We start from the raw sequence: 15,012 nt of genomic DNA, 5'->3' as shown, positions 1-15,012 counted from the left end.
ATCACTTCGGCATGATCAGGATCAGCGGCAGGCGCAGCACGCTGCGCACATCGGCCGCATCGTCGGTTGCGCCGACTTCGACCGACCAGTTGATGCTCGCCCGGTCGGTCGCGCGATAGGTCACGCCGAACAACAGCCGGCCGAGTTGCAAATCGCGCGAGGTGCTCTCGACGAAGTCGGGGTCCATCGGGCCGGGTTCGATCAGCGAGGTGCGGGTGCGCGTGCCGAACGCCCAGGTATGCGCATAGCCCAGGTTGATCGAGGTCCGCTCGTTGAGCGCGATGCCGATGCCCGCGCTGAACGACAGCGCGTCGCCCGGCTTCACATAGTTGATCCGCACCGGCGTGATCACCGTATCGACATGGCGGCCGAAATTGCGGGTATAACCGATCGTGCCGAACAGCACCGCCGGGTCGCTGGGCAGGATCGCGGTGACGCTGGGCGACACGCCCCAGAAGCCCGCGCCGGTCGCCGCCTTGGTCGCCTCGCCGGTCGCAAGGCGGCGGATGCTGAACGGATCGCTGCCGGTGGGCGCCACGACCTGGAGGTTGCCGACCACATAGGGCAGGCCGCGCCGCCCGGTCAGGATTTGGTAGCGCGCGGACATCTCGATATCGCCGATGCCGTTGCCGCTCGTCGAACTGTCGATCTCGCGCGCGGCGTCGTTGTTGGTGCTGCCCTGCACCGGCACCAGCACCGACGTGTCCCAGCGCTGCACGAAGGGCAGGCGGACGCCCAGTTCCAGCCGGTCGGTCAGGCCATAACGCAGGGCGGCCGATCCGGTGATGATGTCCTGGCGGCTTTCGTTGATGTTGAACTCGCCGACCAGCACCGATTCGACGATCTCGATGCCGCGGAACAGCGCGCGGTTGCGGTCGGCGCGGGCATAGTCGAACTGGAGCTCGCCGGTCAGCTGCCCCTTGCGGGTGACGACGCTGCCCTCGCTGCCCAGCACCGCGACCTCGGGCGGGCGGTCGCGCTCGACCGGGCGGGCGCCGACGCTCTCCACCGGGGTGGCGGGGACGGCGCTGACCATCGTGGCCGGATCGCCCGGCGTGGCGGCGGCGCTGGCCTGCGCGACCGCCGAGGGAGGCTGGGCGGCGGGCGGCGGCGGCCCGGCGGGCGCGGCGGCGAGCGCGCCCATCCGGGCTTCCAGCGCCCTCAGCCGCGCCTCCTGCTGCTCGATCTGGCGGCGTTGCGCGGCGATCTCCGCCCGGGCCTGCGCCAGTTCGGCCTGGAGCCCGGTGGTGCGCGTCTGGGCCTGGGCGGCAGGAAAGGTCAGCGTCGTCGCGACGATCAGCGCCGCGCCCCAATATCCACCGCTTGCCGTCAACGCACCATCCCCCTCGAAGCATCCGCCGCCAGCGCGTCGACCTTCATCGCCGCCGATCCCATCGCCAGAGCGGCGGCGTCGTGCAGGTCGATGCCGATCGTTGTAACCGTATCGATTGTCCTGTCATTGCCGGAGTTCAGGATGGCGGTCGCGACCGAGGGGCCGACCAGATGGGCGATGCCGATCTGGTCGCCGGCCAGCGACACCTGCGTGCCGTTGGGCAGGGTGGTGACCGACACCAGCCCGTCCGGCGTCCGCACCGCCGCTCCGCCCGCCGCGACCGTGATCGGCGTCAGGCCCAGTTCCGCCGCGCCCGCACCGGCCGCGCCGGTGCCGCCGATGCGGATCGTGCTGACCGTGGGCGGCGTGATCTGCGCGCCCGACCGGCGGTCGAACAGCACCGATGCGCCTTGGGTCAGCGCCGGGACGGCGTGGACCGTCGCGGCGGTCGTGCCCATCGGCGCGGCGGCACCACCGGCCCGGCCAAAGACCTGCACGCTCGATCCCTGATCGACGGTGAGCACGGTGCGCAGCACCAGCGCGCCGTTGAGCATCGTGTCGCTGGTCACCGACAGCGCCAGCGCGCCGCCTCCCGGCAGGATGAACTTGCCGGTCATCTCCGCCAGTTCCGCATCGGCCAGGGGTTCGCCCAGCTCCTGCGCGGAGAGCGGCGCGGCGGCGAGGGCGAACAGGGCGCAGAGCAGGAACGGGCGGACCATGGTCAGAAATCCCGGTAGAAGGGCGCGCTCAGCGTCAGCGCCTGCACGCTCAGCGGATCGAGAAAGGGCTGGCCGACCGGCGCGCGGGCGATCGGCTGCCACTGGCGCGGGCCGTTGAAATTGCTGCTCCCGACCTGCGGGGCGGAGGTCAGCACGAAATAGATGCCGTTCCACATCGCCTGGAACTGCGCGCGCGGCACTGCCTTCAGCCCCAGCGACGGGTCGCCGAGCAGCACCTGGTCGGCGGTGATCCCCTTCACCACGACGAAATGCCGATAGCCCTTGACGGTGATCAGCGCGATGCCGGGCAGCTTCCGCCCCGCGATCGCGTCCAGCGTGACCTTGTAGCCGTCGGCGCGAAGCTGATGGTCGGCCAGATAGCGTTTCATGTCGAGCAGCGAGAAGCCGACGCGGCGGATCTGCGCCTGGTCGCCCTGCCGCCACATGCCGGTGAACACATCCGTCTCCGACCGGGGCAGGCCGTAATGATAGCGCAGCAACGTCGCGAGTGCGGCCGATCCGCAGCTGAAATCATATTGCTGGCGGACGACGGTGGCGAACTTGCGCGCCAGCATCGATGCGACCGGCACCTGATAGTCGGCGATCGGGCCGGACGCGGCGGCGAAGCGCGGGTCGGCGGGCCGGATCTGCGCCGCGCAGCCGCCCGCGCCCAGGCTCAGGGCCAGCATCGTCAGGGCGCGGCCAGCCCTCATTGCGGGCCCAGGTTGATGACGACGTTCATCGCCGAATTGATCGCGACATTGTTGCCGCTATTGGCGCTGATCACCGCCAGCCCCGAAAGGTTGGAAAAGGCCTGCCCATCGATGGTGACGGTGCCGGTGACCGAATTGCCGGTGACCGAGTTGTTCTGGACGGTGTTGCGCTGGTCGGCCTGGGCGATCAGGGTGCCGCGATCCTCGCGACCGGCGATGGCGCCGAGATCGCTCTCGCTGAGCGCGCTGCCTTGCAGGAAGGCGGCGTCCTGCTGCGGCTCTTGCCCCTGGGCCAGGACGGGCGCGGCGGTGAGGCCGATGGCCAGTCCCGCGGCGCGGATGATGCGACGCATGACGATCCCCTCTGTTGGACAAGGACTTGACGAAAAAGGGGGGCGGGCCGCCCCTGTCATCGGCCCGCCCCGTCAGGACGATCAGCGGACGATGTCGCCCGCGGTGACCGCCACGCTGACATTGGCGTTCTGCGACGCGCCGGCCCCGGTGTTGAGGTTGAGCGCCTGCATCCCGGCGAAGTTCTGGAACGCCGTGGCGCCCGTCGTCAGGCTGTTGTCCGTGGTGCTGGATTCGCCGGCCGAGCCCGCGAAGCTGACCTTCACGCCGCTGACATAGTTGGACAGCGCCGCACTGGCGACCACCGCGCTGTCGGCGAACGTGCTGCTGGGCGACACGGTCGAGTCGCCGGCCGTCTCCGTCGTCGTCGTGGTATAGGCCAGCGACGAATTGTCGGTGTTGTAGGTCTGGTTGTTGTTGTTCGTCGTCGTCGTGTTGTTGCTGTTGTTCACCGACGAATCGCTGCTGTCGCTGCTCGACGAGTCGGTGTTGTAGGTCTGGTTGTTATAGGCGACGTTGCTGGTGTTGCCGCTGTCGTTGGTCGACGCATCGGTGTTGTAGGTCTGGTTGTTGTTGTTGGTCGTGGTGTTGGTGGCGGTGTTGTAGCTGTCGCTGGTGTTGCCGCCGTTATAGCTGCTGTTGGTCGAGCTGTTCGAATTCTGGCTGTCGGCGATCGACGTATTGCCGCCGTTATTGCTGTCGTTCGTCGAGCTGTTCGAGTTCTGGCTGTCGGCGATCGAGGTGTTGCCACCGTTGTTGCTGTCATTGGTCGAGCTGTTGGTGGCGATGTCGCCCACCGTCGACGACGAGTCGGTGTTGGTCGTCGTGCTGGTGTTGGAGGTGGAGGCATAGCTGGTGTTGGTGGCGGTGTTGCCGCCATTGTTGCTGTCCGCCACCGAGGTGTTGGTGGTGTTGACGGTCGAGCTGTTACCGCCATTGTTGCTGTCGGCGACCGACGTGTTCGACGTGTTGTCGGTCATCGTGTTGCCGCCATTGTAGCTGTCGTTGACCGAGTTGTTGGTGTTGTCGGTCTGCGCCGTGTTGGTTGCGGTGTTGCCGCCATTGTAGCTGTCGTTGGTCGAGCTGTTGGTGGCGATGTCGCCGACCGTCGAGGACGAGTCGCTGTTGGTGGTGGTGCTGGTGTTGGTCGCGGTGTTGCCACCGTTATAGCTGTCGGCGACCGAGGTCATGTTGCTCGTATTGCCGCCATTATAGCTGTCGTTCGTCGAACTGTTGCTCGCCGTCGACACGTCGCCCACGGTCGACGACGAGTCGCTGTTGTTCGTCGTGTTGGTGGTGGAGGTGGAGGCGCTGTTGTAGCTGTCCGCGACCGAATTGTCGGTGTTCACCGTGGTGATCGGATTGTTGCTGTCGTTGATTGAGCGGTTCGAACTGTCGGTCGTGACGATGTTGCCCGAATCGGCGATGTCGCCGGTGGCAAGGCTGCCGTCGCGGGCGGCGGCGGTGCCGGCGGAGTTGTTGCCGTCCTGCGCGCTGGCGACGGATGCGGTGGCGGCGAGCAGCGCTGCGACCGACGTGCTGATGATCAGGCTCGTTTTCATCCCCGTTATCCTCTCTTGCGGATCAAGAAGCGGTGTCCCCCTTTTGCGAGGATGCATCGCCCGTCCCATTGGAACGATGGTTAACTAGATGTTCATGTTCGCGTGCCGCCCCCTCCACCCGAGGAAAATCGCACGCCCGATTGAGGAAAATCGCTCCCCCCAATCGGGGAGGCGGGCTTTGGCGCAGATGCGCGAACGGCCGCAGCGCGGACGCTGCGGCCGTCGGATGAATTACCCAGTAATGGGGCGATCAGGCCGATTCGAAGTGGAAGTCGCCACGCACGGCGCGTTGATAGCGCAGCATCAATTGCAGCAGGTCGCTCTGCCGATGCGTATCGGTCTTGGCGAAGACCTGTTTCAGATAGGTGCGCGCGGTGTCCGGCTTGATCCGCATCTGCGCGGCGGTTTCGCCCAGCGGCAGGCCGCTGACCAGATGCGACACCAATTGCGTCTCGACCGGCGACAGGCCGTGCAGGTGGCAGATCGCCTCCAGCCCCTGCGCCGCGCGGCATTCGGGCCGCATCAGATAGACGATCGCCGCCGCCTCGCCCTGGTCGAAGCCTTCCAGTTCGTCGCCCGAGGTGCAGCCGGTCGGCGCGATCACCGCGATCAACGGTCGCTGCGCGCCGCTGCGCTCCAGCAGCATCATCAGGCTGCGGCTGCGGCCCGACCTGGCATGGATCGGCGGCGCGATCACCGCGTCGAGCGCGGCCTGGAAGCGGACCACGTCCTGGTAGCGTTCGGGGCGCAACAGGTTCCGGCGCAGTTCCATTCCGTCTGCCTCGTCCAGGATGGTCTGCGCGGCGGGGTTGGCGTACAGTACGCTATGGTCGGCGCGGACCAAGATGGTGCCGCATTCGCTTTGCCGCAGCGCCGCCGCCAGCGCGCGATGCCGGCGTTCGGCCAGTGCCAGGTCGACCGTGACCTCGTGCATCGCGCCCGCCATCGCGCCGAGGCCGGGGGCCAGCGCCAGCACCTGGACGATCACCTCGTCCTCCTCGAGCTGGTCGCGCGCGAAGAGCAGCAGCAAATGCCCCGCGCCATGCTGCATCGGCGTCTCCACCGCCAGGCCGCGATAGTCGGGCGCCCCCGCATCGCGCACCCAGCCATAGCCGCGTCGCGACAGCTCCACCTCGACGCGCAGCAGCACACGCAGGGCGGCGCGCGCCTCGTCGTTGCGGGCGGTGAAGCCGCAGGGACGGATGATCGCGCCCATCGCGCGGTCGTCATGCGGGATCAGGCATCCGGCGAGCGCCCCGACCGTGCGGCAGATGCCGTCGAGGAAACGGTCGAGCGTGTCGCGCTGTTCGGGCGCGCGGTCCGCGGCGGGCGGACGGGGCGCCAGCAAGATGGGGTCGGCGAGATCCGAGTCGCTGCCAAGCATCAAACCCTCCTGTTCGTCGCACCCTGCCCCGGATGCGTGGCGGTTCCGGGTCAAGCCCGATATCGTTCGCCAGTCACCTTATGCCTCAGAAACTTAGGTCCGATCCGTAACTTAAGTGAAGTATCCTAAATATTTATTCATAATGGTCTGATCGGGGAAGATGCTGACGCTCAGTCGTCTTCATGGCCAAGAATCGTCCTTGCTTTGCTCCGCTCAAAATAACGGGTCGGTCGCGCACCAGTCCTGCAACGCAAAGCGCCCCCGCCGCTGGTCGAGCGGCGGGGGCGCGAAGTGCACGCCGGTGGGGCGGGCGGGATCAGCCGAAGATGGCGCCCCACTTGCGGACGGGACGGTCCTTCCAAAGGCCGCGATGATAGGCGTCGGACGCCAGCAGCGGCATCACCGAACCGGCCTCCGCGAACACCATCTGCTCGATGCCGGTGTTCACCTTGCCCCAGCTCGCCGCTTCCTGCAGCGTCGAGGAGGAGCAAGCGCCGTCGCGCACGTCGGCGACGGTGATCTGCACCGCATATTTATGCACCTGCACGTCCTCATGGCCCAGGATCTCGGCGCAGACGACCGTGTCCTGGATGAAGTTCTTGGGCACGCCGCCGCCGATCATCAGCAGGCCGGTGGTGCCCGCCTGGATCTTGATCTCGGTCAGCTCGCGGAAATCGGCGACCGCGTCGATCATCAGGTACGGCTTGCCTGCCTTGGCCTGGTCGACCTGGTGCTTGACCAGGCCGAAGCCGGCCGAGGAGTCGACGAACGCCGGGCAGAAGATCGGCACGTCATGCTCATAGGCGAGCTTGACCAGGCTGTTCTCCTTCTTGCCGTGCTCGACCAGATACTTGCCCATCGCGCGGATGAACTCGCGGCTGGAATAGGCGCGCGGCTCCAGCTCGTTCGCGATCTTGTTGATCGTGAAGTCGCAATCCTGAAGCTGCTCCTCGTCGATATAGGTGTCGTAGATGCGGTCGATGTACAGCGAGCGCAGCGTGTCGTCGTCCGGCACCTCCAGCGCCTGATAATGCTTGTGGCCCAGGCCCTCGAAGAAATCCATGTCGACGATCGACGCGCCGGTCGCGACGATGCCGTCGACCATGTTGTTGCGCACCAGCTCGGCATAGAGGTCCATGCAGCCGCCGGCGGAGGTCGAGCCGGCGATCACCAGGAAGATCGAGCAGTCCTTGTCCGCCAGCATCTGGTTGTAGATGTCGGTGGCGCGGCCCAGGTCGCGGCTGGTGAAGCTCATCTTCTTCATCGCATCGACGATCGGGCGCGCGTCGAAAGACGTGATGTCGATATGCTCGACCTGGGTCGAAAGCAGCTCGGCCTTGCGGGTGTCGTTGATCGGAGAGTCGGTCATGATGGTTCCATCATCATCGAGAAGCCGTCGTCGTTAAGGGGACGCGGGAACCCGGGAAGAACCGCTCGCGACGAACTCGCGAACGGGGTTGGTGAACGGTATCGGCGCGGTAGCGCGGCCGATGCCGCAATGCCACCCCGACCCCCTTCCGCCGGGGCGGAAGGGGGGAAGGGCGGGATAGGGTGATCGAGTTACAGCTTGACGACGTTGCTGGCGCGGGCGGTCATCTCGGCCGGCGCCGCATAGACCGACAGCATCGGCTCGTCGTCGGTGACGACGGTCTCGCCGGTGCCGAAGCCGTTGAAACCGGTCCGCATCGCGACGCCATAGGCACCGAGCATCCCGATCTCGAAATAGTCGCCCGTATTGGTGTCGGCCGGCAACGGGAACGGACCCTTCATATAGTCCAGATCGTCGCAGGTCGGACCCCAGAAGCTGAAGTCCATGTCGCGCGCGTCCGACTCCGGCTTGCGCAGGAGCTGCACCGGATATTTCCAGCCGATATGCGCCGCATCGAACAGCGTGCCGTAGGCGCCGTCGTTGATGAACAGCTCATCGCCCCGGCGACGCTCGACGCGCACCACGACCGAGCTGTATTCGGCGCACAGCGCCCGACCCGGTTCCGCCCACAGCTCGGCCGAATAGGACACCGGCAGGCTCTCGAACGCCCGGTGGATCGTCTCGAAGAAACGCTCCAGCGGCGGCGGGGTCATGCCCGGATAGGCCGAGGGGAAGCCGCCGCCGACATCGATCACGTCGACGGTGACCGCCGCCGTCACGATCGCCGCGCGCACCCGCTCCATCGCGTTGCTGTACGCGTCGGGTGACATGGTCTGGCTGCCGACATGGAAGCAGATGCCGAGCGCGTCGGCGACCTGGCGGGTCGCCATCAGCAGTTCCGTCGCCTCCGACGGATCGACGCCGAACTTCGAGCCGAGGCTGAGCTTGGCATATTCGGAGGATACGCGCATCCGCACGCACAGCGTCAGGTCGGTGGCGCCATCGGTGCCACGGACGATCTTCGCCAGCTCTTCCATGCTGTCGAGGGAAAAGGTCCGCACCCCATGGACGAAATACGCCTCGGCGATCGCTTCCTCGGACTTGACCGGGTGCATGAAGCAGCAGGTCGCCTCCGGCAGGGTCGACTTCACCAGACGCACCTCGGCGATCGACGCCGTGTCGTAGAAGGTGATGCCGTTGTCCCACAGGATACGGAGCAGATCGGGAGACGGATTCGCCTTGACCGCATACATCGACCGGCCCGGAAACTTCTCGACGAAGAATCGGGCGGCCCGTGCCGCGGCATGGGGACGAACGAGCGTGACCGGTTCGACCGGCTTCCGCTTGGCGATATCGATGCCGCGCTCCATGACGGAGGAAACGGCGGTCGTACGGGCCGCTAGCCCCAGCGCGCTATGATGCTTGTGCAACTCAAGGGACCTCCAATTGCCTTACGGCATACGGTGACAAAAGCTGCCTTGCGGTTGGAAGTCCCATGGGGCAGCGGAGGCGCGATCTATGGTCGCCGACCCCACATGTAAAGGGTTGAATCGAGGGAGCGGTAAAAAGTGACAATTCAGCGACAGCCGACACGCGCGGGGGTCCGCGACGCGGCGGCGAAGCTGGCGCGGGTCGTGCCGCCCACGCCGCTCTACACGGCGGAAATCCGCGGCCGGACGGTGTTTATGAAGGCCGAATCGTTGCAGCCGATGGGCGCGTTCAAGCTACGCGGGGCATGGCATCGGCTGACCGCGCTGGACGAGGATCAGCGGCGGCGCGGCGTCGTCGCCTTCTCCTCGGGCAATCATGCGCAGGGGGTGGCCTGGGCGGCGAAGCGACTCGGCATCGCCGCGACCATCGTGATGCCCGCCGACGCGCCGCGCGCCAAGCGGGAGGGGACGCTGGCGCTGGGCGCGGAGGTGGTCGATTACGACCGCAAGACCCAGAGCCGCGAGGCGATCGCCGCCGCGCTGGCGGAGGCGCGCGGCGCGGTGCTGGTGCCGAGCTTCGACGATCCCTGGATCATCGAGGGCCAGGGAAGCTGCGGGATCGAGGCGGCGGCGCAGATGCAGGCCCTGGGCGTCGGCGCGCCGGTCCAGGCGGTGGTGCCGTGCGGCGGCGGCGGCTTGTCGGCGGGGATGGCGCTGGCGCTGCCCGAGGCGCGGATTACCGTGGTCGAGCCGGAGGGCTGGGACGATATGCGCCGCAGTCTGGAGGCGGGCTGGATCGAGCCGGTCGGCGACGCGCCGCCGCCGACCGCCTGCGACGCGCTCCAGACGCCGCGCGTCTCGCCGCTGACCTTCGACGTGCTGTCGCGGCGCGGCGCGGACGGGCTGGCGGTCAGCGAGGCGGCGATAAGGCGGGCGCAGGCCTGGGCGGCGGAGCGGCTGCGCCTGGTGGTGGAGCCGGGCGGCGCGGTGGCGCTGGCGGCGATGCTGACCGGGCAGGTGACGCCGGCGGACGGCACGCTGGTGGTGCTGTCGGGCGGCAATGTCGACCTGGCCGCCTATGCGCGCGCGCTGGCGGAGGGCGGCGCGGCATGACCGGGCCGCTCGCCGGTATCGCGGCGGCCGCGCCGACGCTGGCGATGCTCGCCTGCTTCGCCTGCCTGATCGGCGGCGTCCGGCTGATCCGGCAGCGGCGCGACAAGCGCAAGGGCGTGCTGATGATCGTGCTGGCGGCGGTGCTGCTGGGAAATGTGGTGATCTGGTCGATGTAAGCCGGCCGGGATGGTCGCGCCGTTGAAATAGTTTTGCCCTGCCGTTGAACCACCTGTCGGATAACCGCACGATTTCCGATGCAGTTATGCTTGCAATGTTGGGCAATGTTGCTTCTTTGTTCCTGTCGTCACGACAGGCGGCGACGACATGCAACAGACGGAGCAGCTACGACGACAGGCTTTTTCATCCTGGTTGAGGACGGGGCGCTGGCCGATCGTACGGACGGCCGACGGGATCGAGTGCAAGTTCAATCCCTATCACGACCCGACCAACGGCCGGTTCACCTTCGCGCCCGGCGGTGCGCGCGGCACGGCCTATGTCCGGCCGGAGTCCGGGCATCGGACCAGTGGCTCGGGCACGTCGGCATCGGACCGGATCGCGCATCTCCAGGCGCGAACGCCCGGCGGGCGGGGCAGCAACAGTGGGGCCTTCCAGGACCCGATGACGCTGGAACAGGTCGCCCCCGGCTTGCGCAGCGCGCCGGGCGGGGCGGTGGTCGCGGTGATGGATCACCTGTTCGACTTCACCGGGCCGGCGAACGAGATGCGGATCGGGCAGATCGACGCGCAGGCCGACAATATACTTGCAGACATCAAGCGGCTCAATCCGGGTTTTCACTATGACGAACTTGGTCCCAACACGACGGTGGAAGGACGGCTCAACCGGTTGAACGATCTCCGGATGATCCGCGCGGTAACTTTAGTGCGGGTGAAGGGGGGTTACGGGGCCCTGACGATCGAAACGATTCGCCGCAGGCAGGAAATGGCGGACAAGGCCTATGAAGAAGGTGTCGAGATGCTGAAACAGGGAAGGCTAAAGCGCGGAACGACAGATTCGATGCGCCTCGGCAATTATATTGACACTGAGGTCAGAAAGAAAATTAGAGCGCTCTACGATCGGTATGGCATAAAGGTCACATCGCAAGGCCGTGTCCGCGTAAATCGCGTTGAACGTGACTCCATAACGGGTAGCTACCGCCAGCCCGACATTCGTGTTGACGATACGGCGATCGATATTAGCCTCACGAAAAAGCAGGGAAACACTCCTCAGGTACGAGGATTTTTTGGTAGCGATTTCCGTCCGAACCACGTCGTTATCATCACGCCAAACGAATATAATTCCGGTGGTTCTTCCATTATCAAGCGATAGGGGCGATCATGCAAAACGAGGAAGCGGGTACTAGTGACCAAGTTCCCGATAGGCCCTGGTATCGCGGGGAATATATGCCACGGCATCTCAGTGAGATACAGGATGAACTTGCCTACCATATCGGCAAGGCGCCGAGCTATCGAGATCCAGAGGAAGAGTTTTTTGGAGAGAACATCCACACGCATTTTGCGCGCTTGATCAAGGCCTTTGGCCTGGTTCGCGACAAGGTCGGCGAGGAGCGTTACGCCAGGCTGGTCGCCATGGCCGAACAGGCCAAGGCCCTATTCCTGGAAGACCCGGAAGAAACCAACGGTAAGACCGGTCAAGGAATCGACCTGATCTGGGAAATCGACACGCTACTGGAGGAGGTGCGCGACGAACGATATGCCGCCGGCCTACCCGATGTCGACGGGCGCGTGACCGGCGACTGATGGATCGCCGTCTTTGAACACGGAAACGCCCGCCGGCTCGGCAGCCAGGCGGGCGTTTTTCGTATCCGGTCAGGGACGCAGCGCGATCACTTGATCGGCGAACGGGGGTCCAGGCGCATGTCGAGATAGCGGTCCACCGACCCCATCAGGTCGGGCATCTCATGCTCGAAGAAGTGGTTCGCCTTGGGGATGGTGTCGTGGTGGATGGTGATGTGTTTCTGCGTGCGCAGCTTGTCGACCAGCTTCTGCACCGCGCCGGGCGTCACCACCTCGTCCTGCTCGCCCTGGATGATGATGCCCGAGGAGGGGCAGGGGGCCAGGAACGTGAAGTCGAACATGTTGGCCGGCGGCGCGATCGAGATGAAGCCGCGAATCTCCGGCCGGCGCATCAGCAGCTGCATCCCGATCCACGCGCCGAAGCCGAAGCCCGCCACCCAGGTCGTCGACGCCTCCGGATGGAAGCTCTGCACCCAGTCGAGCGCCGAGGCGGCGTCGGACAGCTCGCCGATGCCGTTGTCGAACACGCCCTGGCTCTTGCCGACGCCGCGGAAGTTGAAGCGCAGCGTGGCGAAACCGCGCCGCTGGAACGTCTTGTAGAGTTCCTGCACGATGCGGTTGTTCATCGTACCCCCGGAGGAGGGGTGCGGGTGCAGGATCATGGCGACGGGCGCGCGCGGCCGGGGAGCGGGGGCGAAACGCCCCTCCAGGCGACCCTCGGGTCCGGGAAAGATGACTTCGGGCATCGGAAAACTCGGGCTAGGCCCCAAGGGTGGAGCGGGAGATATCGGGCGCTATATAGGCGTCACGCCTCCTTCCGCAATCGAAACGGCCCCAGCTTTGCGCACCTATCTCGATCATGCCGCCACCACGATGATGACCGAGGCGGCACGTGCGGCCGTTTCGGAGGGGATGACGCGCTGGGCCAATCCCTCCAGCCCCCATGCCGAAGGGCGCGCGGCGAAGGCGGCGCTGGAGGGCGCGCGGGTCGAGGTGGCGGCCGCCTATGGCTGGCGGCACGAGCTGCTCTTCACCAGCGGCGCGAGCGAGGCGCTGGCGATCGCGCTGGGCCGGTCGCAGGCGGAGCGCGTGCTGGTCAGCGCGGTCGAGCATGACGCGGTGCTGCGCGCGTGCCCCGATGCGCTGACCCTGCCGGTCGGTACGGACGGGCTGGTCGATCCGGCGGCGCTGTCGCTCACGCCCGGCGATCTGGTCGCGGTGCAATGGGCGAATAGCGAGACCGGCGTGCGCCAGCCGATCGCCGCGATCGCGGCGGCGGTCCATGCGGCGGGCGCGCATCTGCTGGTCGATGCCGCGCAGATGCCGGCGGGCGCGGACCCGGCGCTGGCGACGCAGGCCGACCTGATCGCGCTGTCGGCGCACAAGCGCGGCGGACCGCCGGGGATCGGCGCGCTGCTGGTGCGCGACCTGGCCTTGCTCAGCCCCAGTGGCGGGCAGGAGCGCGGCTATCGGCCGGGTACGGAGAATTTGCCCGCCGCGCTCGGTTACGCGGCCGCGCTCGCGGAGCCGGAGCCGGACCATGCGGAATTGCGCGCGATGCTCGATGACCGGATCACCCGGTCGGGCGGCATCGCGGTGGCGGCGGGGGCGGGGCGGCACCCGGCGATCGGCTCCTATCGTCTGCCCGGCGTGGCGGCGGCGACGCAGCTGATCCGGCTCGACCTGGCCGGCTTCGCTGTGTCGGCCGGAAGCGCCTGCGCCAGCGGCAGCATGAAGCCCAGCCATGTGCTGGCGGCGATGGGCTGGCGCGCGGAGGAGGGCCGCGAGGTGATCCGGGTCAGTTTCGGCCGGACGACCGGGGCGGCGGAGGTCGAGGCGTTCGTTGCCGCCTGGCGCGCGATGGCACGAGCGACCGGGCGGTTCGCGGCATGACCTATCTTGATTACCAGGCGACGACCCCGCTCGCGCCCGAGGCGCTGGCGGAGATGTTGCCCTGGTTGCAGGACCAGCATGGCAATCCGCACAGCGCGCACCGCGCCGGGCGCGTCGCCCGTGCGGGCGTCGAGGTGGCGCGCGATGCGGTCGCCGCGCTGCTGCCGGGCGGCGGGCGGCTGGCCTTCACCGGCGGCGCGACCGAGGCGATTAACTGGGCGATCAAGGGCAGCCAGGGCGGCATCGTCACCATCGCCACCGAACATGCCGCCGTGCTCGACAGCGTCGCGGCGGAGGCGGCACGCGGCCGCGACGTCACGATCCTTCCCGTGGACGAAGCCGGGCTGGTCGATCCGGCGGCGGCACGGGCGGCGATCCGGCCGGGCGTCGGCCTGGTCGCGGCGATGCTGGTCAATAACGAGATCGGCGTGATCCAGCCGATTGCCGAGCTCGCGGCCATGGCGCGGGCGGCGGGCGCGACCATGTTGTGCGACGCGGTGCAGGGCTATGGCCGTGTCGCCATTCCGGAGGGCGTGGACTGGATCGCGCTGTCCGCGCACAAGATCTACGGTCCCAAGGGGATTGGTGGCCTGTGGATGCGCGAGGCCGCCCCGGCGACGCTGCTGCATGGCGGCGACCAGGAGGGCGGTCGCTCGGGAACGCTCAGCCCGGCGCTTTGCGCGGGATTGGGGACGGCGGCGCGGCTGATGCGCGAGCGGGCGGCCGAGGATGCCGCGCATGTCGAGCGGCTGTGGCAGGCGGCGCGCGCGATCCTGTCGCCGGAGCGGGGCTGGACGCTGAACGGCGATGCGGAGCGGCGCTATCGCGGCAATGTCAATGTGCGGCGGCCCGGCCTGGATGTCGCGCGGCTGATGAGCGACTGCCGTGACCTGGCCTTTTCCGCCGGATCGGCCTGCGCCAGCGGGTCGGGACGCTCCAGCCATGTGCTGCGCGCGATCGGCCTGTCCGAGGCGGAGGCGCGGTCGTCGATCCGCATCGGCTTCGGCCGCGACACGCAGGAGGTCGCGCTGGTCGCCGCGCTGGAGCGGATCGCCGAGGCGGCGGCGGCGCAATGATCCGGCTGGTCTTCGAGCATCGCGGCGCATCGGTGCCGGCGGAAGCGGAAGCGGGCGCGCGGCTGCTCGACGTGGCGCAAGCGGCGGGAATGCCGCTGGAGGGGACATGCGGCGGCCAACTGGCCTGCGCCACCTGCCATGTCGTCATCGCCGCCGACTGGGCCGGCCGCCTGCCGCCGCCGGGCGAGGCGGAGGAGGACATGCTGGACCTGGTCCCCGCCGCCACCCGCACCAGCCGGCTGGCCTGTCAGGTGCGGCTGACCGAAGCGTTGGACGGCATGGTCGTCCGCGTGACATAAACTGTTACAAAACAAT

16 protein-coding genes are annotated in these 15,012 nt (G+C 67.4%); 7 read left to right on the top strand and 9 right to left on the bottom strand.

The window, feature by feature from the left end:
- Position 1 precedes the first annotated feature (1 nt).
- From BRX43_RS09755 to BRX43_RS09720, 8 genes are all read right to left on the bottom strand, one after another.
- Positions 2 to 1,333 carry a transporter gene (locus BRX43_RS09755; protein WP_125994672.1) on the bottom strand — a complete coding sequence of 444 codons (1,332 nt, stop codon included), beginning with the start codon at positions 1,331 to 1,333 and terminating at the stop codon, positions 2 to 4.
- Positions 1,330 to 2,052 (bottom strand): hypothetical protein, encoded by a 723-nt coding sequence (locus BRX43_RS09750; protein ID WP_125994671.1) that lies wholly within the window; start codon positions 2,050 to 2,052, stop codon positions 1,330 to 1,332. The genes BRX43_RS09755 and BRX43_RS09750 overlap by 4 nt, the downstream gene beginning before the upstream one ends.
- A 2-nt stretch (positions 2,053 to 2,054) precedes the next feature.
- Positions 2,055 to 2,765: a C39 family peptidase gene (locus tag BRX43_RS09745; RefSeq protein ID WP_125994670.1), complete on the bottom strand. Its 711-nt coding sequence runs from the start codon at positions 2,763 to 2,765 to the stop codon at positions 2,055 to 2,057.
- Positions 2,762 to 3,118, bottom strand: a complete 357-nt coding sequence (locus BRX43_RS09740; protein ID WP_125994669.1) for a hypothetical protein — start codon at positions 3,116 to 3,118, stop codon at positions 2,762 to 2,764. Before BRX43_RS09740 ends, BRX43_RS09745 begins: the two co-directional genes overlap by 4 nt.
- Positions 3,119 to 3,199: 81 nt before the next feature.
- Positions 3,200 to 4,678, bottom strand: a complete 1,479-nt coding sequence (locus BRX43_RS09735) for a hypothetical protein (RefSeq protein ID WP_125994668.1) — start codon at positions 4,676 to 4,678, stop codon at positions 3,200 to 3,202.
- Between the two features lie 250 nt (positions 4,679 to 4,928).
- Positions 4,929 to 6,062 carry a helix-turn-helix transcriptional regulator gene (locus BRX43_RS09730; protein WP_125994667.1) on the bottom strand — a complete coding sequence of 378 codons (1,134 nt, stop codon included), beginning with the start codon at positions 6,060 to 6,062 and terminating at the stop codon, positions 4,929 to 4,931.
- A gap of 316 nt (positions 6,063 to 6,378) precedes the next feature.
- Positions 6,379 to 7,431, bottom strand: coding sequence for a deoxyhypusine synthase (locus tag BRX43_RS09725; protein WP_125994666.1), 1,053 nt, complete (start codon positions 7,429 to 7,431; stop codon positions 6,379 to 6,381).
- A gap of 191 nt (positions 7,432 to 7,622) precedes the next feature.
- The gene (locus BRX43_RS09720) at positions 7,623 to 8,861 is read right to left on the bottom strand and encodes a type III PLP-dependent enzyme (RefSeq protein WP_125994665.1); all 1,239 of its coding nucleotides are present in this window, start codon (positions 8,859 to 8,861) and stop codon (positions 7,623 to 7,625) included.
- A gap of 138 nt (positions 8,862 to 8,999) precedes the next feature.
- On the opposite strand from BRX43_RS09720, the gene BRX43_RS09715 reads away from it, so the two are divergent.
- The 4 genes from BRX43_RS09715 (at position 9,000) to BRX43_RS09700 (ending at position 11,731) form a co-directional block, all read left to right on the top strand.
- The gene (locus BRX43_RS09715; protein ID WP_125994664.1) at positions 9,000 to 9,974 is read left to right on the top strand and encodes a threonine/serine dehydratase; all 975 of its coding nucleotides are present in this window, start codon (positions 9,000 to 9,002) and stop codon (positions 9,972 to 9,974) included.
- Positions 9,971 to 10,150 carry a hypothetical protein gene (locus BRX43_RS09710; RefSeq protein ID WP_125994663.1) on the top strand — a complete coding sequence of 60 codons (180 nt, stop codon included), beginning with the start codon at positions 9,971 to 9,973 and terminating at the stop codon, positions 10,148 to 10,150. The genes BRX43_RS09715 and BRX43_RS09710 overlap by 4 nt, the downstream gene beginning before the upstream one ends.
- Positions 10,151 to 10,298: 148 nt before the next feature.
- On the top strand, positions 10,299 to 11,300 hold the full coding sequence (locus BRX43_RS09705; RefSeq protein WP_125994662.1) for a hypothetical protein: 1,002 nt from the start codon (positions 10,299 to 10,301) through the stop codon (positions 11,298 to 11,300).
- Positions 11,301 to 11,308: 8 nt separating this feature from the next.
- Positions 11,309 to 11,731, top strand: coding sequence for a hypothetical protein (locus tag BRX43_RS09700; protein WP_125994661.1), 423 nt, complete (start codon positions 11,309 to 11,311; stop codon positions 11,729 to 11,731).
- A gap of 86 nt (positions 11,732 to 11,817) precedes the next feature.
- Here BRX43_RS09700 and BRX43_RS09695 read toward each other — a convergent pair whose 3' ends face one another.
- The gene (locus BRX43_RS09695) at positions 11,818 to 12,474 is read right to left on the bottom strand and encodes an alpha/beta hydrolase (RefSeq protein WP_125994660.1); all 657 of its coding nucleotides are present in this window, start codon (positions 12,472 to 12,474) and stop codon (positions 11,818 to 11,820) included.
- Positions 12,475 to 12,568: 94 nt separating this feature from the next.
- On the opposite strand from BRX43_RS09695, the gene BRX43_RS09690 reads away from it, so the two are divergent.
- The 3 genes from BRX43_RS09690 to BRX43_RS09680 are packed head-to-tail and all read left to right on the top strand — an operon-like array spanning position 12,569 to position 14,996.
- Positions 12,569 to 13,621: an aminotransferase class V-fold PLP-dependent enzyme gene (locus BRX43_RS09690; RefSeq protein ID WP_277600161.1), complete on the top strand. Its 1,053-nt coding sequence runs from the start codon at positions 12,569 to 12,571 to the stop codon at positions 13,619 to 13,621.
- Complete coding sequence (locus BRX43_RS09685; protein WP_125994658.1) at positions 13,618 to 14,697, top strand: cysteine desulfurase family protein; 1,080 nt, start codon at positions 13,618 to 13,620, stop codon at positions 14,695 to 14,697. The genes BRX43_RS09690 and BRX43_RS09685 overlap by 4 nt, the downstream gene beginning before the upstream one ends.
- The gene (locus BRX43_RS09680) at positions 14,694 to 14,996 is read left to right on the top strand and encodes a 2Fe-2S iron-sulfur cluster-binding protein (RefSeq protein ID WP_125994657.1); all 303 of its coding nucleotides are present in this window, start codon (positions 14,694 to 14,696) and stop codon (positions 14,994 to 14,996) included. Before BRX43_RS09685 ends, BRX43_RS09680 begins: the two co-directional genes overlap by 4 nt.
- The last annotated feature ends 16 nt before the right edge of the window (positions 14,997 to 15,012 follow it).

This window comes from Sphingomonas sp. S-NIH.Pt15_0812 (genome assembly GCF_003951315.1).
In the GTDB taxonomy this organism is placed as follows: domain Bacteria; phylum Pseudomonadota; class Alphaproteobacteria; order Sphingomonadales; family Sphingomonadaceae; genus Sphingomonas.
This window is presented reverse-complemented; position numbering and strand designations above follow the sequence as displayed.